Below are 18,378 nucleotides of genomic sequence, written 5' to 3'. Positions count from 1 at the left end.
ACGCTGAATATAGATTTCGCTAACATTTCTGAAGGGTAATCAACAGTTTGCGATAGTTGAAAAATTGAAAAAGGCTGAAGATTTTAGTTAAAAAAAAGCCTCTATTCTTTAGTGAAGTAGAGGCCTTTAGATATTAGAACTTTTCTAAAAACTATTCTTCGGCCGGAGCAAAACCACGGCGCAAAGTATTTTCTGTCACTGCAATCGGTTCCATATATTGTTTCAAATAATCAGGACCGCCGGTTTTAGAACCAACACCTGACATTTTGTAACCACCAAATGGATGGCGATCCACCATGGCACCTGTGATGCCGCGGTTCACGTACAAGTTCCCAACCTCAAGCTCGTTTTTCACGCGAGCGATGTTAGCAGGGCTGCGAGAGAAGATACCACCTGTTAGTGCATATTCAGTGCTATTCGCGATTTGCAGGGCTTGATCCAGGTCTTTCGCGCGAATCACTGTCACAACCGGCCCGAAGATCTCTTGTTGAGCAAGCTTCGCGTCGCCTGGGACATCACCAAAGATTGTTGGTGGCGCAAAGAATCCAGTGCTTGGAACATGGGCTTTAAATAAAAGCTTATGGTTTTTTTCGCCCTCAGCAATAGTGCCAAGAATACGATCATAGGCTTCTTTATCAACCACAGGTCCCATGTAAGATTTTGGATTTTCCGCAGGTAAAATCTCAATTGATTTTGCGGCTTCAACCAAACGCTCTACGAAACGCTCGTAAACTTCATCTAGTACAATCACGCGGCTTGCAGCAGAACATTTTTGTCCAGCGTAACCGAATGCAGAGTAAAGGACCCCGTCGACGGCCTCATCAAGATCCGCATCGTTATCGATGATCACGGCGTTTTTACCACCCATTTCGATAATGCAGCGTTTGACATGGGTTTGACCCGGTTGAACTTGCGAAGCGCGGTTTAAGATATGTAAACCCACCGCTTTAGATCCTGTGAAGGCAATTGTCGTCGTGTGTTTGTGATTCACGATGTATTCACCAACTTCTTCACCAAAACCAGGAAGGAAGTTGATAACACCTTGTGGGAAGCCGGCTTCTTGGATCATTTTCATTAATCCCCAAGCAACCACAGTTGATTGTTCTGCAGGTTTCATCACCACAGTGTTACCAGCAACAGCTGCTGCTGTAACCATTCCGGCAAGGATCGCAAGCGGGAAGTTCCATGGCGCGATCACCGCAGTGACACCACGAGATTTATAAATGTAATGGGAAACTTCACCAGGAAGTCCGCCCACGCGAAGTGGTTTTTGCAGTTCACGCATATTACGAGCGTAGTAGCGGCAGAAGTCGATCGCTTCAGCCACGTCGCCATCAGCCTCAGCCCATGGTTTACCCACCTCAAGAACTTGCGTCGCAATAAGTTTAAAGCGATCACGAACCATGATGTCAGCAAGTTTATCAACTAAAGCTGCGCGCTGTTCAGCAGGCACGTTCTTCCAAGTTTGGTAAGCCGTGTGGGCTGCTTGCATCGCAAGTTCCGCGTGCTCAACTGTTGCCATTGAAATTTTACCAACAACTTGCGAAGCCTCAGAAGGATTCACGCGATCAAAGATTTTTTCAGAGCGAATTTCTTTGTTGTTAATCATCGCGGGCACGTTCACTGGCAATGACGCTTTCATGTCAGCCAATGCTTTATGCATTTTTTCGCGATCCGCTTTTACAGCGAAATCTAGAAGAGGTTCGTTATAGAACTTGTTCGCTTTTTTAGGAATGATCGGTGAAGTCGGAGTCAGACCTTGAGCAGGATCTTTTAAAAGTTCTGCTGTGGTTTTTCCATCAGCGAATTTTCCGCGAAGCCAAGATTCATTGGAAGTGTTTTCAAGTAAACGACGAACTAGGTACGCCATACCTGGGATCAATTCACCCACCGGAGCGTATTCACGCAAACGGTAGCCCATGTCGACCACAGTTTTCTTAATTGGTTCCGCCATTCCGTAAAGCATTTGGAATTCCAAAGCTTCTTTCGGGATGTTTAGTTTTTCTGCGTAAACCATACATGCCGCCAAAGATCTTACGTTGTGGGACGCAAAAGCAGGGCGGATGGTTTTAATATTTTCTAGCAAGTACTTAGCGCATGCTTCGTAGTTTGCGTCTGATTCGGCTTTGTTCGTATAAACAGGAACTGGCCAGCCACGTTGTTCAGCATCAATGGTTTCATAATCCCAGTAAGCACCTTTCACCAGACGAATCCAGAATGGAGTGCCACGTTTTTGCGCGAACTCTGTCAAAGCTTTGCAGTCTTCAAATGAGTCACGAAGGTAAGCCTGGATCACGACACCAAAGAATTTATAGTTTTTAAATTCAGGCTCGTTGATAAGTTCTGTGAAAACTTCAAGTGTTAGATGTTTTACAGAGTATTGTTCCATATCCAAATTGATGAAGACGCCTTTTTCCATACCAAGACGGAAAACAGGGCGCATGCGATCTTTAAGGATTTTTTTAGATTCATCCCAAGCCAAGTCTTTGATTTGGGAATAAAGAGCCGTCATTTTCACGGACACGTTCACTTTAGGAATAGCCCCTTCGTGATCGCGATCTAGTTGTGGAATCTCATCCCAGTTTTGCGCGTCTTTCGCAAGCCATGTGATAAGTTCCATGTAGCGATTGGTATAATCTTGCGCTTCTTTTTCAGAAAGAGTCGCTTCACCTAAAATGTCTACCGTGAAAGTCATTTTGTTTTTGCGCGCTTTTTTAAGAACCGGCAAAGCCTCATCAGGGCTTTCACCAGTGATGAACATTTTTGCCATGCCCATCACGTTTTTCTTAATCGCGTTGGCCATCAAACCTGGAGCTAAGGAACCAAGTCCCAAGCCCACGTTGAATACCGGAGGAAGAGTTCCACCATCTTCAGAGAAATATTCTTTTAAGTGACGAGAAACTTCATCACCAGAATTGATGGATGGAAGTACGTCCACGAAGCGGAACATGTTTGTTTTGAATTTTTCATTTTTCATACTCCATTCCATGATGGAGCCATACCAGAAATCTTTAGAAAAAATGGATGCCTTAGATTGGCCTTCCATACGCTTCAAAATCTCTTCGCCACGGGCGACGATTTGCGACTGAATATCGTTCATATTTTTACCTCAAACTGAGGGCCGCATATTCCCTCTGGAAGTGGTAAAACTCAAGGACTTTGCTGGATCAAAGGCGGCTAGAATAGAAGAATCTAGCCATCTGCGTTAACAGTTTAGAATCGGACTCCTAAACCGACCGTAAGCAGGCTGGTTCCGCCGATATTAAGCTTTGATGAAATAGGCTTCACTGCAGAAAATTCCAAGCCTAAATACCATTTAGGGGAAAACCAGAAACGGCTGCCTAAGAAGACTTGCGCATAGTTGTATTCGTATTCGTCAGTTTCAAAGAAAACGTTTCCTGTGTCCTTATCCTTAAGTTCAAAAGGATCCGTGTTGACGTGGGCATAACGAACGGCTCCGTAAGGTTCAAACCAGTTATATACGCCACTGACCAAAAGGTCGCCGTACTGGTGGGAACCGCCGATAGAATTACCAATCCCTAAGGCGCCGGCAAACGACACGCCTTGAGTTTGATTGATGAATGAATATTTGCCGCGAATCCCGATGCTGGTCGCTTCAGCGTGCAAACCTAAATCAAAATTTTCAGTAGCCCCATAACTCCATTTAAAAAACGGTGGAGCATTACCTGCGCCGAAGGAAAGTTCATGCATTCCTTTGCCGACAGATCGTGCCGTTTCATGGTTTGCTAAAGGACCCAGGGCGCATCCGCCTAGGGCGGCCGCGCAGAGTATGAAAAATAGAAAATGGAAAATAGATAGGGAGAGCTTTTTCATTTATTGGGCCTTCCACGTGTGCATCATTTTTGTTTTAAGTTCTGCTTCTAGGATGTCGCCTTTTTTGATCGGTCCTACGCCAGAGGGTGTTCCTGTTAAAAGCAAGTCACCCGGTTGAACGGGGAAATGTTTTTTTACGAAGTTAATTAAATCTTCGATCCTAAAAATCATTTGGTTTGTGTTGCCTTTCTGACGGACTTCGTTGTTGATTTTCAGAGTGATTTCTAAGTTTTTCAGTTCTTCTAAATCGTTTACTGGGAAAAAATTTGAAAGCGGGCAAGAGTCTATAAAACTTTTTGCTAAGGTCCATGGATGACCTTTGGCTTTTAATTCATTCTGTTTTTTTCGGTCTGTTAAATCTAAAGCAAGGCAGGCTTCATCGATTTGCAGGTTTTCATCAAATTGCAATGCAAGCTCAACCTCGTGATGAATTTCGCTATCCCAGGTTGGCAGGTGTAAATCTTTGGATGCCAAGGTTGCCGTGCTGCCGGCTTTTAGAAATATCATGGGCTCTGTTGGAATTTCGTTTCCAAGTTCTTTGGCGTGTTCAGCATAGTTGCGGCCTACGGCCCAGATATTTTGAATCATAAAGCGATCCTTTTTAATTCGATAAAATCAAAAACTCCGTCGGGACTTGATTGAAAGCCCGCATATTGGCATGGATACCATTGTGCAAACTCAGGGCCCGTCAAATCCGTAGAGCAGGGGATGGCAACCATCGCTTCCACCACCACGTCGTAATGTGAGCACATAAAAATCACCGAGTCTGCGTGGGTCGCAGCTTCTGCAAAAAGTTTGGCGATGCGTTCGCGGAACTCTGTCAAATTTTCGTCGCCCTTTTGTTCTAGAAGACCTTCATGGGTTTGCATTTGCAAATCAAAATGTTGTGAAAGCGGACGGAAAGTGCTGTGGGTTCTTTTTTTCGGAGAAACCCATAATTCCATAGGGCGCGGAAGTTCGCCTTTAAGAACTTTATCAAGCAAACGAGAAGCTTGGGCATGTCCCTCTGCAGTTAAATCAGGATCGCCAGAAAAATCCATGGCTTTTTGCGCATGTCGGAAGAGGTAGATCTTCATTCTTAAGTTCTCTCTGCTTGAATTTCAACGGGGGCTTTGTTAGTTTGCCTGTACCCATTTAAGTTCCATAGTTTTCCACCGTTTTCGGGAGTTTGTCATGAGTAAAGAACGTGTTCATCGTTTTGTTTCTAAAGATCTTACGTTGAGAATTGCCGCGGTGAATGCTTCTGAAGTTGTTAAACACATGCAAAGCTTGCAAAATACATATCCGATTGCATCAGTGGCGGTGGGACGCAGCATGGTTGGGGCTCTATTAATGGCCTCACAACTTAAAGACGGTCAAATGGTAGGCTTGTTGTTCCGTGGTAACGGTGCATTGCAAAGTGTGTATGCCGAAGCTTCGTTTGAAGGCCACGTGCGTGGTTACACTCCAAACCCACAATATCAACCACCAAACTATGATAACGGTTTAAGTCTTAAAGAAGCCCTTGGTAATGGGACTTTAAGTGTTGCTCGTCATCAACCATTCCAAAAACAACCTTTCCACGGAACTGTGGAATTGGTCAGCGGTGAAATTGGGCAGGACATCGCGCACTACTTACATCAATCCCATCAGATTCGTTCGCTTGTAGCTTTGGGTGTGTATCTTGATACCAACGGAAAAGTTGAAACAGCCGGCGGAGTTTTGATTGAAGTCATGCCGGGGGTTGAAGAATCTGTGGTTGAACTTATTCAAAAAAATTACGACGAGAAAAAACCAAACATTTCAAAAATGTTGTTAGACGGTGCTCAACCCATCGATCTGGTTAAGCCCTTTATGGAAGGTATCGAGTTTGAAGAACTTCCACACGATTATCCAATCGAATACTACTGTCCTTGCACACAAGAGCGCGTCATCAGAGCCCTTGAAACTTTGGGCGAAGAAGAACTCCAAGACATGATCACCAAAAAAGAAGACGCCAACGTCACTTGCCAAATCTGCGGCAAACCTTACGTCGTCACTGTCGCCGAAATTTCTTCGATCAAGGATCGCGTTCACAAAGAATCCATGCACTAAGCTTTACTAGCTCAAGCGCTGCGGTCCTCGGTGTCGGCAAGGCTGGGCTCTGTGCCTGGCACTTTGCTATTCCTAGTAGCTTCAAGAGGCACGCCATCCTGGCTCATCGTCGCCGCAGCTTTGCTGCGGTTGTTGAGGGCTCCTGCCCTCAACCCCTTCGGGGCTTACGCGCAAAAATAGCATCCTGCTATTTTTGGCGCGCCATCGTGGCGCCGACGAAGGCCTCTTTCCGTACTACCCAGCCTCGCCGCACGACATTTGTGAATTGAGGTAGAAAACTTTGGATGAATTTCAGGTGTAGGCGATTAATGATTTAAGGTCTTTTAGGTGATTTGATTTACATTTTTTTTTGACGAAGAAATGGATGCTTTTTGTTGGTGTCTTTTCTTTCAATTTGGTCTGCGCCTTAAGACTAAAATATGTTTGTAATCTTAATTGGTATTACTATCGAAGCTAGATCTTTGTTTTGAACAGATTTGGCGTATAGGAGTGGAGTAGCTTAGGCCTCATACGGAAAGAGCCTTCGTCGGCGCATGGATGCGCGAACCGCAGCGTAGCTGCGGCGACGACTGAGCCCGGACGGCGTGCTCTTGGAGGAGGAGACCTAAGCTACTCCACTCCTATACGCCAAATCCCTCGTTCGAAGACAAGAATTAGAACTCCGAATCGAATATCCCAATAACAAGTTTCTGCCACAGCCATACTTTTTGTTTTTCGGTGATGGGGCGGGATTGTTGTAAATACACTTTATAGATGCTTTCCATTTTCTTTGCGAGGGCTGGGCTGTAGATCAAAGCTCCGTTTTCCATGTCGTGGATGAAGCTTCGTTTATTAAGATTTACTGAACCTAAGAAACTTAGCTCATCATCTATCATGATGAGCTTTGAGTGAAGGATGATTTTTGGTTCCGTGTATTCGTAAACCTTAAATGTGTCTTTAAATTTATTGACGCCGTCTTTGTTTACTGCGCCCAGGATGAGGTCCGCAGTGTCACCTTTAAGATCTAATCTTGTAAGCAAAGTTACTTGAACGCCGCGGTCTGCGGCTCTTTGTAAAGCGTCACCTACTTTTTTAAGTGGGCGGAAATAGGGTGTAGAGATCAACACTTTTTTCTGAGCACTGTCGATCAGGTCCGCATAGAAGTCTTCTAGGATTTGATTGTCTTTGTACGGAATTGAAAGATAATGGCGCACCAAAGGTTTTTCATTGGCTGATTCAAAGTACTTTGAACTCAGTTTGTTGGGTGAACTTAGTTGCACCGTGGTGGGTCTAACATGGAAGCTGTCGGTATCTTGCATCCATAAAGTGTAAAATTGGCTTGCCACTTTTTCAGTGAACTCTTTTGATTCTACTGTGAATTCAAAATCGCGCCAGTGAACGAATGCTTCCTCTTTTGGATAGTTGATCAAGCTTGGATATTTTGAATGGTTCGGAACAGTTCTTAGCAAGAATCCATCATGGATGTTTCTGCCACCAAGAACGACCTTGTTTGCTTTAGGATCTGACGATGACAGGGTTAAAAAGATCTTAACGTGGTTTGTTCTATGCAATTCATGGAACTTTCCACCACTTTTTGAATCGTTGTCGTAACGATATAATAGGGCTTTGATGTTTCCATTTTCGGCCATCAGTTTTTCGAAAAGCGCTTTATCCTTATCAAGGCTAATGACGTCGGAAATTAGCAATCTTACTTGGGTTCCACGATCGGCGTGATACTTCATTAAGCGAGCCAGGGTGTTTCCGTAAAAATCGCTTCTAAAGACTAAATAAGAAACAAAGATGCCGTCTAATTTCGGTGCTTTTGAAAAATCCAACGGTGCGTACGGATTTTTATCTGCTAGGAATTTTGCTGGTAACTTTTGGCCTAAAAGCATTTCTGCTTTGGCTTGCAACCCATCTTCGGCTTGTTCTAAGGTTGTGACTTTTTCTGCTTCTAATGGGCAGTTCATGTAAGTGTAACCGCTGTTTAAGAAAAAGCTTTGCGTCTTTTTTAGACCGTGAGTTGAAGGAAGCACGCAAGCTTCATAGTTTTTCGCTAGCGTTTCTAAGAAACCCAGTTTTTCTTTTTCTGTCTTAAACTGAATGGCATATTCTTTTCTTGTATCACCCCATGGATTTTTAAAAGTCAGTTGGCAGTTTCTTACTTCGGCAGAGGGGCGAAAGCGAACTTTTTGGCCATTTAAATTGCCATCGTACCAATGAAACTTTGCAACGTCCTGGGATTTGTAGTGATCGAATTTGAAAATTCCCGATTTAAGTGAAAAACTTCCATCGCACTTTAATATCGCCTCTAAATACTTTTGGGCTTCCGGTGTTTCTTCAGTCCGAGTTGGGACTCCGCCGCTTTGTTTATAGAAAACTTCGTGGCGTAATAACAGCTCGTAATTTTCAGCATTATGATTGGACATCGAAAAAAACGGCATCTTTGCTGATTTTTCGTAATAACCCAGATCAGTCAGTGTATACGCTTCATTTTTAACACCCCAACGACGAAGCATCAGGGTTTCAAAAGTTTTTGGTGCATCACCGTGGGCTGACTGGACAGTCAAACCCATGGCTTGGGCTTCAAGTTGGAATTTTTTCTTTTTTAAATCAGCTACGTTTTGTGCCCATTCGTCTTCAGATTGGCTTAAACTTTTTTGCGCTAGACGAAGTTTTTCTTGGCTTTCTAATAACGCCAATTCATTTTCATAAAGTTTTTCTAAGCTGGAAGGCATATGAAAAAGAGCAGCTGGTTTTCTGTCAAGACTGTGACAAGCTGATAAAACCAACGCTGAAAATACAAGAAGGTACCGGAAATTTTTCATAGAATCCTCCAGATCTGCTTATCGGACTTTAGGCGAACTATTTTAGGCACTGTCTAGAGTTTAGACAGTCCAATTCCTAATGGGATCAAAGCAAGCTGGGTGCGGTCTTTGCTCTTGATAATAGCGGTGAAAAAAGTCAGTTTAAGTCGCTTAGAAAAGCGACCACTCATATGGGTTTCATTTTTTATCGGGATCAGCCTGATCGTGGCTATTCTGAGTGTTACTTATGAAGCTTATCGCGCTAAATCTTCGGTTGAAGATTACGTGGGTATTTGGGAAGACGACATTGCCCGGGCGAAGCTGTTTCAAGGCGATCAAAGTTTGCAGAATAAAATTCTAAAGCAGCTAAAAGAAGTGCATTCCGCTGTGGGCACCACCGAAGTTCAAAATCCAGAAAAACTGCAATGTGTTTTTTCAACCGATGTTCCATTGACCTATCATTCGTTGCCGTCTGGTAGCATCCGCGTTTGTTTTAACGTGGTGGATTTAAGTTTAAGCGCTTTAGCTTCACCTTTATTCATGTTGGGTATTTTGCTGGCGTTGATTTCATTAGGCGTGGGACTGCGTCGTGAATTTATGAATCGCCTGCAAGAGCAACGTTTAGAAGCAGAACTGGCTTTATCTAAAAAGATTGCACAAATCTCTAGACAGGTCGCCCACGATATCCGTGGTCCTTTATCAGCGTTAACCACTTTGAATGAACTAGATCATAATATGGCTCCGGACCGTAAGGAACTTCTTGATCTTGCCGTGAAACGAATCCGTGGAATTGCGGATGATCTTTTATCAACAGGAGTCAAAGCAGCTCAAGACATTGTGCAAGCGGTCCCGCAGGCAGCTGAAGGCCATGACCTAACCACGATGTTAGAACCTTTGGTAAAGGAATATAAGTTCGCTCATCCGCAAGTGAACTTTGCATGGAGCAAACATCTGTATTCCGAAAAAGCCCTGGTACAATTAGAAACCATCAAAATACAACGCATTGTAAGCAATCTTTTAAATAATTCTTTAGAAGCTTTACCTGCACATGAAGCCACTATTCAGCTTGTCTTAATGGAACGTGAAAACCATTGGCTATTGCAAGTGATGGATAACGGAAAGGGCATTCCAGAAGACATTCTGCCAAAGCTAGCAGAAGAGGGTGCTACCCATGGCAAACAAAACGGCCATGGCTTAGGACTTTTTGATGCTAAAAAGACTTTGCAATCCATTGGCGGTGATTTGCAAATCCGCTCTAAGTTGGACGTGGGCACGCAAGTTTCTTTGATATTCCCAAAGTAATTACTTATCTAACTCTATACCTAAAACATTTTCGATGGTTTTATCGTAGGAATCCTTTTTCCTTTTTGCTGGCTGAGCCATTTCTTTCGGTCGAGCCACAGAAGCTTCCAAAGGTAATGCGACGTAAAGGTCGCGCTGGTTTTGGCTTTGTTGTAAGGCGATAGAAAATTCAATTTCTTTGCACTTTGCCTTCACCATCGCCTCTGCAGGCGCATTCTTTTCTGGAGTGATTTGCAGCTCTGAATTATTCAATGTCACAGTTTTAATTTTGATTTGGTCCGAAGGGTTTTCAATCTGTTCAACCACGCACGGAATGGTCACAAAGCTAGAAATTGTTTTTTGCACCAAGACCGCTGGCTGCAAAAGGGGTGCGGAAGGGGAGGAAGAAAAACTTCTTTCCTCAACTAAAAGTCCCCACGGATTTTCTAAGGACCTTTCAGTAACATGAATTTTCAAATTCGTTTTTATGAACAGGTTCTGATTGGATTTAGCTTCTTCGCTGATTTGCAGACTGACCAAAGCTTCGTAGCTGCCATCAGGCAATAGACGTAAAGAAGAAAGCTGGCCAAGTTGGGAAAGATTTTTTTGTTCCGTTTTTTCTTTAAGACGGCTGACTTCCCTAATGCGTTTTTTGCCTTGTTCAGGGACCATTAAGGCCGCTAGTGAAGTCTGTGATTGCCAGAAATTATTTGAGTTATAATTAAAGTATCTTTCCAAGTACTGACGAAGAAACGTCAGTTTTTCCATTTCACCTAAGTGAACTTGCTGCAAGGATTCTTTTCCTGTGTCCATAGTGATAGCGATCACTCGGGGGTTGTTTTTAAGCTTCCAGTAAAAATAACTGACAGCTGTTGCCCAAGTCGTTGTCACTATCAAAAGCAGAACTAGAATCTTTGTTTTCATGCTAGTTTTTCTCAAGCGGCGTGATTTCAATCATCTGGTCACGATGGTATTTTTTGTTTGGACCTTCATCAACCCACTGGTCAATCTTATATAGTTTGATACGAGCTTTCCCTGACTGGAAAAACTTTTTATCGGCTGTGCCGGTTGTATCTTTTAAAAGGGTTGCTGGACCATTTTGGAAGAAATCTAGCTGCGCCTTCATTTTTTCATTTTCTAAGCGCATGACTTCAAGGTCTCGCTCGTCGTTAAAATAAAAGTTTGACGCCACAGCGCCTGCTAGACCAAGAAGTCCGCCCCAATACATCGCATGAAGTTCTGTACGTTCATCTTCAGGGGCAGTTCCCGCACCGATAGCGGCGCCTACGGCAAATCCAGCCACCGTCGTTGCGATCCTGCTTTTTTGATTGGTTGCACATCCACAAAGAAGCGAAAAACTAAGAACAAAAAGGATATTTGATTTCATAGAACAAGCTTATGTTTAAACCTGTTCCTGGCCAAGTCATTTTATTAAATGTTGATATAGGGGAAAGTACATATCCTCTTCAGGTGAAACTAGAAGATCGGACTTCTGAGCGTGGTCACAATACTCTAATGGTGCGTTCTTGATTAAAGCGAGCGGGCGGCGTTCGGCAGCTTCACCCATCATTAAGACTGCCGCTGAAGCCAGACTGTCTACAAGGTTGATTTTTGTCATTTTCAAAGGTCGACCAAAAAGATCTTTTTCGCCGATCATATTTTTTAATGGTGCAAAGCCAGCAAAAGAAATGGCAACACCGGTGACGCCTAAACGTAATGGTCCCGTTTTAGAGTCAGTCAAAATCACGCCCAGATTTTTAAGTCCAGTGCGCGCTTGAAGACCGCTTCGAATAACTTCCGCAGATTTAAAAGGATTTAAAGGGTAAAGGATGTAATCGCCATCTTCAGAATTGGATTCATCAATTCCGGCCCCTGCCAGAAGCAAATGACTTTTCACCGTCAAAGTGACGCCGTGACCAATTTCACCTAAAAAAATATCGGCTTCTTTCTGCATAAGTTCCTTTTTAGAAATTGAATCTGCAGGAACCACGCGGCCTTCGGCAAGACTGACAATTTTAGAAGTGATGGCAAGAACAACCTCTTCCTGCCATTCGTCTTTGGAGATATTTTTAAGAATAAAATCGATCAGGTCTTCACCCTGACGGTAAAGCGAAGTTTGAACAGGATTTATCGTCAGGGGTTTTTTCATCGTTAACCTAGTTGTTGAATGATCGCATCAGTGAAAGATGTTGTCGAACCGTGACCGCTCAGATCTCCAGTACGTGCGTTCACATCTGACAATGCGGCAATCAAAGCTTTCATGATAGCGTCAGCTTTAGTGTTTTCACCGATATGTTGAAGCATCATGACAGCTGATTGTAAAAGGGCTGTAGGATTGGCTTTGTTTTGCCCAGCAATGTCGGGTGCAGAACCATGAACCGCTTCAAAGATCGCGGCCTTTTCGCCGATGTTGGCACCAGGAACAACTCCCAATCCACCCACAAGCCCCGCGCAAAGATCACTTAAGATATCGCCGTAAAGATTTTGTGTCACAATCACTTCAAACTGTTGAGGCTTTGTTACTAACTGCATGCAAGCATTATCGACGATCACATCTTTCGTAGAAATAGACGGGTATTGCCAGCCCACTTCTTGCGCCACTTTTAAGAATAAACCGTCAGACATTTTCATAATGTTGGCTTTATGAACAACTGCGACTTTTGATTTCCCGGTACGCTGGGCTAAATCAAAACCATAGCGCGCAATACGCTCTGAACCTTTACGTGTAATGCGCTTGATACTTTCAGCCGTATTATCATCAATCATGCGCTCAATACCCGCGTAAAGGTCTTCAGTGTTTTCGCGCACGATGGTTAAATCCACATCCGGCGCTACGCACTTCACTCCAGGTAAAGATCTTACAGGGCGAACATTGGCATAAAGATCAAACAACTGGCGCATGGTTACGTTGATAGACTTGTGACCTCCGCCCACTGGAGTTGTTGTCGGGCCTTTGATCGCAAGTTTGTTTTTATTGATGGAATCAATAGTGGCTTTAGGCAAAAGTTCACCCACAGTGTGCAGGGCGACTTCACCTGCTTGATGTTCTTCATATTCAAATGGTGCTTTTACGTGCTGAAGTACACGCACCACTTGAGTCATAATTTCAGGTCCGATGCCGTCACCAGGAATCACAGTCAGTTTAGTCATTTGTGTTTTGCCTTTCGCGAATGACTTTTCCTTATCACGCGCGAGCTGGCAGGAGGAGCTTTTTCATGCTCCCTACCAGGGAAGGTAGGATGTGGGGTGGGTGTGGTGGGCTTCGTGGTCACCCTGATGAGGGTTTGAGCCCGGTTGTCTCAAAATGAGACTGCACTATTCCCTAAAGCAAGCCTCGGACCAGCTCGGTCAGAGTCGTTTTGCACCTCTTTAGGTTTCGCTTTGCGGCGCGGGGGTGTTCGATTCTTTGACAGGGAAGATGCCTTGATAAATCAGCAGCTTAGAACCTTTCGCTATAGGTGTTATGAGATCTAACACTTCTATTAAGCGTTTATTGTGTTATGAGGCAGTTTGCGCTCTAAAGATAAAGTCTAGTTATTTCAACAACCTACAAATCTAAATCGAAGGCCACAGCATTGGTCTTTTCTTTGTAATAGACAAGGATAGGAGGTCGCATCCATGAACGCGCGATTTAGAAACTGGCTTGGGATTACAACAATCCTTTTCACAGTCCTAACAATTCAAGCTTGTGCGCCGAAGTCTCAAGAAGACTGCGGGTTCGTGCAAAACGTCTATGGCGAGCGCGTCTCTTGGCAAAGTGATGTTCCAGTGAATATGTATATTCATTCAAGCGTTCCAGTGGAAATGGATGCAGCGATTATTGCGGCAGCCGATAGCTGGCAGACGATTGTGGGTCGTAAAATCATTAATATCATGGGTCGCACAAACGAATCAGTTTCTCCTCACAAAGACGGTAAAAACATCATTTATTTTATGACGAGCTGGGAAGCAAATCGCACGTCAGAACAAGGCCGCACAAGCCTTTATTGGATTGGCGATCTTATCAAGGAAGCAGACATTCGTTTAAACGGTGCTGACTTCAGTTTCTATTATAGAAATCAAAGCAACGTTATTTCTACTGCCGCGAAACCTAAATCTAACTCTGCTGCGGTAAATATCGAAGCCCTTGTTCTTCACGAAATGGGGCACGTTCTAGGACTTAAACATAAAGACACCGATGATTCAGTTATGGCGACCTTTTTAGCAAGTGGTGAAGACCGCGTGAATGTGGCTCCCACCGATGAAAAGGCGCTCCAGTGCGAATACTAGGGCGATGTAAGAACAGTGCAGTGTAAAAAAGAAATGTAAGTTTATTTAAGTTGTTGATTAGAAAATTCCAAATAGACTTTTAGTTCTGCGCCAAAAGGTGCAGCAGAGGAGAGCCAGATGAGAGTGATCACTTTAAACAAAGACCAAGCAACAGAAGTTTCTAATTTAGACTCTGCTTTCTTGGCGCCTCTTGCTGAAACTACTCCTGTAACTCATAAGTCTTACCACGAACTTTCAGATCGTCCGGTGGTTGAAGCTGATGCTTTAGCTCAATTGCACGCGAACATCGAAATGCTAACGGACCTTTCAGGTCGTCTTTCATTCTTAATGAGAGAAGTTCGTTACCTCATGAAGGTTTAAGCTCGAACAAATGTTAGACTTAGAACAAATGTTCGTTTGCGAACAGGGTTGAGTTTAGTAAACCCTGGGTGGATTATTCGCACTTCTAATATTTGTTGCATGACATATGTTTAGGAACGCGATCTAATTTCATATATGTCAAAGCCAGAAGATTTCCAATCATACGTTTTCAAGCATTTCGAAAAATGGAACTTCACTAAAACTGAGAGTGAGATTGCCTTGATGATCTTAAAAGGCTTCAGCCTTAGAGACATCGCTGGCAAGCGCGGGACGACGGAAACGACGACTCGCCAGCAAGCTTTAAGTTTATATAAGAAAGCTGCGGTCGATGGCCGCCACCAGCTTTCTGCTTTTTTTATGGAACATTTGTTAACCGCTCCGCAAGCGGAAGTTGAAATTACGCCTTACGGTCGTAACGGTTCAGATTCCCTTTAGGGATTTGATAAACGACCCAGTCGCCTCGGCGTTCACGGGTCATTCCCTCTGTGATCACTGGCTTATCAAATGGGAATTCCTCACGGAATGTTTGATAGTTCGCGCTGCTGGTGATCTTTCCATCTTCTTCTATCTTATCTTTGAATGAACGTTGGCCCGACACTGTGGCCTTGTCGTTTTGAATCGAAACTTTCACTGCGTCTTTTTCATGTTCAGGCACGAAAGCTTCTAACACGTAGAAATTCATGCTTTCGCTAATTCGGCTGCCACGATCTTCCACCTTGTAAAACGGATCATGTTCTTTGTTCGCGTATTTTTCAGACGAACGAACGAAATCTTTGCGAGTTTCATTCAGCTGCTTAAGGTAGTTCTGATTTTGAATATCTAAGCTCTCTCGCTGAGCGTTTTCATTTTTGGCGTAAACACTTTTAAAGCGGCTGTTCTGAGTTCTAAGTTGATCCTCATTGGCCTTCTTGTTTTCAGCGATTTTTTGCGAATAAAGTTTATTGGCTCTTTCTTCGCGGGACGCCCAGTTTTTTTCGATTTTTTCCTGGCGTTGGGCTGCCGTCTCATCGATTTTTTGTAGCTGCGTGCTTTGTTTTTGCTTTTCTTCTGTGATCATCACTTCGCCACGTTGACGAAGTTCAGTGTGTTCTTTTTCGTTGCGAGAGCGCACTTCATCATGCACTTCACGACCGCGTTCGATTTCGCTTTTAAGACTTAAATCATTAAGTTGACGTTGCTGATCCAAGCGTTTTTCGCTGTATTCATTGATCTGCTTCATCTCTTTGTTGAATTTGCCTTTGGCTTTTTCTAATTCAACAGAACTTTGCAAGCGAACATCTTCAATACGCGCTTGCGCATCGTTTTCGATATCACGAACTTTTTCGTGGGTTGAAGCCTGGGCTCTGCGAATTTGAGCTTCGCGGCCCTCACGGGTGGCAGCTAGCTTATCATCATAAGTCTTCTGCATAGCTTGGGCTTTATTTTTATAACTTGAATTAACCCTATCGCGCTCTTCGGTCGCCTTTAGGTTCATTTCTTTTTGTCGTTTTTGGATGTGATTGATAGCGGCTTCGTTTTGCGCGCTGACAGCGTCTTTTTTTTCGCCGTAGTATTCTTTCAGATCACTGATCTGTTCTTCGTTGTCTTGAACGAGCTTCTTTTTTTTACGCGCGTATTCGGCATTAAGTTCGGTCAGGTCCGCTTGTTGGGATTTTCGTTCAATCGACGACATGAATGTAGTGTATCAAAAAGATACAACTACATTAAGGTGAGGGATTTGCGGCTTCCTGAATCTGGCCTTTCGGGTTGGGACACAACGCTTGGAAATCGCCGGTGCGCCCGTAGCAGCGCCAGGTATCGATGTAAGTAACATCTTCATCCGGAGCCAGTTGGTGATAGAAGCGGTATTGAGTAGGATCTAAAGTGCTTTCCACCAGACGGAAGTCTGGGGCTGCAGAAGCTGGCGCGCGTCCTTCAGTAGGGGCGGTAGCGGCTTTTTTCGTTATCTTTAAAACGAAGACGCGGTACTCAGCAAAGCTCAGTCCCGGTATCAAAATAAGAAATAAAGCCGATAAGAACACTCGATATTTCACAAGCATTCCTATCGGCTTCGCGGTGGGAATCTTTAGTCTAAAGTCGGTCGGTCGTCGATAAGGGCCCAATCGACTGCGTTGTGCGGTCTTCCGCTTCTCTCCGACGTGGCGCTGCCACGCCTGCGTTTCGCGGAAGATCCTCCGCCTTGCGCTTGGACCCTTCTCGCCAACCTCTGCCCTCGGTTTTGCTGGGAGGAAATTTGGAACTTCCTTGTCCCCCCGGAAGAAGCGTTCTTGCTCTTACAGTTTTTTGTGCCTACGAAAATTAGAATAGCATTTTGCCAACGCTGCGCAGAATAATTCTTTGATTGGTGTCGAATTAGAACTCTAAAAGTTAGGCGCTTTCTTTGGCTTTTGCTTAAGTCCAAAGAAAGCGTCGAAATATTGATCAGATTATTTTAGTGATGTTCGTGATTGGCGCGCACCGTGTTTTCAACGATGTGAAAGTAAGCGCGAACCAGCATGTGGTAGGACTCTGAATCTAGGGCTTGAAGGTAAGCCATTTTTTCAAAGTACGATTTTTTGGTGATGAGTTCCGTCATCACGTCTTGGACCTTTTTCATTTTTTCAAACGAGTAAAAGTCTTTGTCGTCTTTGACTTCTTTGAGGACTTCCGCGATGTCTTTGTTTTCAAATAAAACATGCACACCCAAAGCGGAATGAGACAACAAAGCTTCCATTCTTTCTAAACTTGTCTCTTCGATATTGGCCAAGGCGCCTCCCTTGCGACATCTTAATTCAGATGGTGAGGAAAAAGCTCGGCCGTTGCAACATGAAAAATGACGGTATGACGAACCTTGTCGAGTCTGTTTTTTTTTAAGTTGTTTGCGGCACAAGATTGTCTCGATAATGAAGTGTGAGGGGTGCGAGAAATATGGCAAAAACGAAAACCCGTGCTAAGAAAAAAACATCTGGTCCGACTGAACAAGAATACATTCTTGTAGATGAAGCGGCAGGACTTATTTTTGAGTCTGAAGAAGCCTTGTTTGGCTACTTTGAAGAAGCCATCGACCATATGGAGCATGAGTACCAATCTCTTCGCATTGAAACCGATTATTCTGACGAAGAACAAATTGCCCATGAGCATTATCTTGAAACAACTTTGGATGAACCCGAAGAAGTGTGGATGGATGATAAGACTTTTGAGGACTTTGCCGTTTATCACTTCATTAAAAATATTCAAGAAGGCGATGAACAGTTCACTTATGTGGCAGTAGCTTACGTTTCTTCGGAAGAAGAAATTCCAACTTTTGTTTTTATCCACTTCCCAACTCGTGATCCGAAGATGGTAGAAGCCTTCCAAAAAGGGGAGCTTGTTTACGATAAAACTTTTGAAGAAGTTTCTGGTGGAGCAGTGGAAGGCGACGCCCTGGGTGAAGGCGACCCTTTGGCCATGGGGCTTTATATTGCCATGCTAAAAGTGCGCGGTGAAAAAGATATTCCTCAAGATAAGTTTTCTGAATTCGCGAATCTTCGTGAAGACACCATTGAAAGTGCTGATGAAATTTGGCGTAAAAATGATTTAGATGGAAACGTCTTGGTTTGCTTTATTAAAGAATATCCAGACCACGAAACGACTAAGGATCTTACCTACATTGCTGTGACCCAGGAAGATGAAGAATCCAATGTTCATTCGTTGTTATTCTCTTTCCCAACGACCGATGAAAGTTTGGTGGATCGTTATCGCCAGGGCGAGAATTTGCAGGCTGAGGAAGTTTCTCAGGAATCTGCGCATTAGGTTA

The 18,378-nt window shown here is 43.8% G+C and carries 18 protein-coding genes; 6 read left to right on the top strand and 12 right to left on the bottom strand.

Annotation, left to right across the window (positions count from 1 at the left end; genetic code table 11):
* Nucleotides 1-151 precede the first annotated feature (151 nt).
* The 4 genes from pruA to MNR06_RS06730 form a co-directional block, all read right to left on the bottom strand.
* Entirely contained in the window at nt 152-3,100 is a 2,949-nt protein-coding gene (gene pruA, locus MNR06_RS06745; protein WP_243540375.1) for an L-glutamate gamma-semialdehyde dehydrogenase, read from the bottom strand.
* A gap of 113 nt (nt 3,101-3,213) precedes the next feature.
* Nucleotides 3,214-3,834: a hypothetical protein gene (locus tag MNR06_RS06740; protein ID WP_243540374.1), complete on the bottom strand. Its 621-nt coding sequence runs from the start codon at nt 3,832-3,834 to the stop codon at nt 3,214-3,216.
* Nucleotides 3,835-4,422 (bottom strand): fumarylacetoacetate hydrolase family protein, encoded by a 588-nt coding sequence (locus tag MNR06_RS06735; RefSeq protein ID WP_243540373.1) that lies wholly within the window; start codon nt 4,420-4,422, stop codon nt 3,835-3,837.
* Nucleotides 4,419-4,910: a phosphoglycerate mutase family protein gene (locus MNR06_RS06730; RefSeq protein WP_243540372.1), complete on the bottom strand. Its 492-nt coding sequence runs from the start codon at nt 4,908-4,910 to the stop codon at nt 4,419-4,421. The genes MNR06_RS06735 and MNR06_RS06730 overlap by 4 nt, the downstream gene beginning before the upstream one ends.
* 97 nt (nt 4,911-5,007) lie before the next feature.
* Here MNR06_RS06730 and MNR06_RS06725 point away from each other — a divergent pair, with 97 nt between their 5' ends.
* Nucleotides 5,008-5,907, top strand: coding sequence for an Hsp33 family molecular chaperone HslO (locus MNR06_RS06725; RefSeq protein WP_243540371.1), 900 nt, complete (start codon nt 5,008-5,010; stop codon nt 5,905-5,907).
* A gap of 653 nt (nt 5,908-6,560) precedes the next feature.
* Here MNR06_RS06725 and MNR06_RS06720 read toward each other — a convergent pair.
* Entirely contained in the window at nt 6,561-8,714 is a 2,154-nt protein-coding gene (locus MNR06_RS06720) for a phospholipase D-like domain-containing protein (RefSeq protein ID WP_243540370.1), read from the bottom strand.
* 204 nt (nt 8,715-8,918) lie between these two features.
* Here MNR06_RS06720 and MNR06_RS06715 point away from each other — a divergent pair, with 204 nt between their 5' ends.
* The gene (locus MNR06_RS06715; protein WP_243540369.1) at nt 8,919-9,995 is read left to right on the top strand and encodes a sensor histidine kinase; all 1,077 of its coding nucleotides are present in this window, start codon (nt 8,919-8,921) and stop codon (nt 9,993-9,995) included.
* Here MNR06_RS06715 and MNR06_RS06710 read toward each other — a convergent pair whose 3' ends face one another.
* From MNR06_RS06710 to MNR06_RS06695, 4 genes are read right to left on the bottom strand one after another with little or no spacing between them, the layout of a single operon-like run.
* Complete coding sequence (locus MNR06_RS06710) at nt 9,996-10,898, bottom strand: hypothetical protein (protein WP_243540368.1); 903 nt, start codon at nt 10,896-10,898, stop codon at nt 9,996-9,998. It lies immediately after the preceding gene.
* Between the two features lies 1 nt (nt 10,899).
* Nucleotides 10,900-11,361: a hypothetical protein gene (locus MNR06_RS06705; RefSeq protein ID WP_243540367.1), complete on the bottom strand. Its 462-nt coding sequence runs from the start codon at nt 11,359-11,361 to the stop codon at nt 10,900-10,902.
* 36 nt (nt 11,362-11,397) lie between these two features.
* Complete coding sequence (locus tag MNR06_RS06700) at nt 11,398-12,123, bottom strand: coenzyme F420-0:L-glutamate ligase (protein ID WP_243540366.1); 726 nt, start codon at nt 12,121-12,123, stop codon at nt 11,398-11,400.
* A 2-nt stretch (nt 12,124-12,125) separates the two neighbouring features.
* Entirely contained in the window at nt 12,126-13,124 is a 999-nt protein-coding gene (locus MNR06_RS06695) for an isocitrate/isopropylmalate dehydrogenase family protein (protein WP_243540364.1), read from the bottom strand.
* 468 nt (nt 13,125-13,592) lie between these two features.
* Between MNR06_RS06695 and MNR06_RS06690 the strand changes: the two genes are divergently transcribed.
* The 3 genes from MNR06_RS06690 (at nt 13,593) to MNR06_RS06680 (ending at nt 15,038) form a co-directional block, all read left to right on the top strand.
* Entirely contained in the window at nt 13,593-14,243 is a 651-nt protein-coding gene (locus tag MNR06_RS06690; protein ID WP_243540362.1) for a matrixin family metalloprotease, read from the top strand.
* A 117-nt stretch (nt 14,244-14,360) separates the two neighbouring features.
* A complete protein-coding gene (locus MNR06_RS06685; RefSeq protein ID WP_243540361.1) occupies nt 14,361-14,603 on the top strand; it encodes a hypothetical protein in 243 nt (80 codons plus the stop codon).
* A gap of 135 nt (nt 14,604-14,738) precedes the next feature.
* Entirely contained in the window at nt 14,739-15,038 is a 300-nt protein-coding gene (locus MNR06_RS06680) for a helix-turn-helix transcriptional regulator (RefSeq protein WP_243540359.1), read from the top strand.
* Here MNR06_RS06680 and MNR06_RS06675 read toward each other — a convergent pair.
* The 3 genes from MNR06_RS06675 to MNR06_RS06665 form a co-directional block, all read right to left on the bottom strand.
* Nucleotides 15,001-16,275 (bottom strand): Hsp20/alpha crystallin family protein, encoded by a 1,275-nt coding sequence (locus tag MNR06_RS06675; RefSeq protein WP_243540357.1) that lies wholly within the window; start codon nt 16,273-16,275, stop codon nt 15,001-15,003. The two genes, MNR06_RS06680 and MNR06_RS06675, sit on opposite strands and share 38 nt — an antisense overlap.
* Before the next feature lie 31 nt (nt 16,276-16,306).
* Complete coding sequence (locus MNR06_RS06670) at nt 16,307-16,642, bottom strand: hypothetical protein (protein ID WP_243540354.1); 336 nt, start codon at nt 16,640-16,642, stop codon at nt 16,307-16,309.
* Between the two features lie 392 nt (nt 16,643-17,034).
* A complete protein-coding gene (locus tag MNR06_RS06665; protein ID WP_243540352.1) occupies nt 17,035-17,349 on the bottom strand; it encodes a hypothetical protein in 315 nt (104 codons plus the stop codon).
* A 161-nt stretch (nt 17,350-17,510) separates the two neighbouring features.
* Between MNR06_RS06665 and MNR06_RS06660 the strand changes: the two genes are divergently transcribed.
* Nucleotides 17,511-18,374: a PBECR2 nuclease fold domain-containing protein gene (locus MNR06_RS06660; RefSeq protein WP_243540351.1), complete on the top strand. Its 864-nt coding sequence runs from the start codon at nt 17,511-17,513 to the stop codon at nt 18,372-18,374.
* Nucleotides 18,375-18,378 lie beyond the last annotated feature (4 nt).

It is taken from the genome of Bdellovibrio reynosensis, assembly GCF_022814725.1.
In the GTDB taxonomy this organism is placed as follows: Bacteria; Bdellovibrionota; Bdellovibrionia; order Bdellovibrionales; family Bdellovibrionaceae; genus Bdellovibrio; species Bdellovibrio reynosensis.
The sequence above is the reverse complement of the archived record's forward strand: the minus strand, read 5'-3'. Positions and strand labels throughout refer to the sequence as shown.

Bases quoted from the DNA above. Each gene is read 5' to 3' on its own strand.
- pruA (WP_243540375.1), bottom strand. From the start codon at position 3,100: ATGAACGATATTCAGTCGCAAATCGTCGCCCGTGGCGAAGAGATTTTG.
- MNR06_RS06740 (WP_243540374.1), bottom strand. From the start codon at position 3,834: ATGAAAAAGCTCTCCCTATCTATTTTCCATTTTCTATTTTTCATACTC.
- MNR06_RS06735 (WP_243540373.1), bottom strand. From the start codon at position 4,422: ATGATTCAAAATATCTGGGCCGTAGGCCGCAACTATGCTGAACACGCC.
- MNR06_RS06730 (WP_243540372.1), bottom strand. From the start codon at position 4,910: ATGAAGATCTACCTCTTCCGACATGCGCAAAAAGCCATGGATTTTTCT.
- MNR06_RS06725 (WP_243540371.1), top strand. From the start codon at position 5,008: ATGAGTAAAGAACGTGTTCATCGTTTTGTTTCTAAAGATCTTACGTTG.
- MNR06_RS06720 (WP_243540370.1), bottom strand. From the start codon at position 8,714: ATGAAAAATTTCCGGTACCTTCTTGTATTTTCAGCGTTGGTTTTATCA.
- MNR06_RS06710 (WP_243540368.1), bottom strand. From the start codon at position 10,898: ATGAAAACAAAGATTCTAGTTCTGCTTTTGATAGTGACAACGACTTGG.
- MNR06_RS06705 (WP_243540367.1), bottom strand. From the start codon at position 11,361: ATGAAATCAAATATCCTTTTTGTTCTTAGTTTTTCGCTTCTTTGTGGA.
- MNR06_RS06700 (WP_243540366.1), bottom strand. From the start codon at position 12,123: ATGAAAAAACCCCTGACGATAAATCCTGTTCAAACTTCGCTTTACCGT.
- MNR06_RS06695 (WP_243540364.1), bottom strand. From the start codon at position 13,124: ATGACTAAACTGACTGTGATTCCTGGTGACGGCATCGGACCTGAAATT.
- MNR06_RS06690 (WP_243540362.1), top strand. From the start codon at position 13,593: ATGAACGCGCGATTTAGAAACTGGCTTGGGATTACAACAATCCTTTTC.
- MNR06_RS06685 (WP_243540361.1), top strand. From the start codon at position 14,361: ATGAGAGTGATCACTTTAAACAAAGACCAAGCAACAGAAGTTTCTAAT.
- MNR06_RS06680 (WP_243540359.1), top strand. From the start codon at position 14,739: ATGTCAAAGCCAGAAGATTTCCAATCATACGTTTTCAAGCATTTCGAA.
- MNR06_RS06675 (WP_243540357.1), bottom strand. From the start codon at position 16,275: ATGTCGTCGATTGAACGAAAATCCCAACAAGCGGACCTGACCGAACTT.
- MNR06_RS06670 (WP_243540354.1), bottom strand. From the start codon at position 16,642: ATGCTTGTGAAATATCGAGTGTTCTTATCGGCTTTATTTCTTATTTTG.
- MNR06_RS06660 (WP_243540351.1), top strand. From the start codon at position 17,511: ATGGCAAAAACGAAAACCCGTGCTAAGAAAAAAACATCTGGTCCGACT.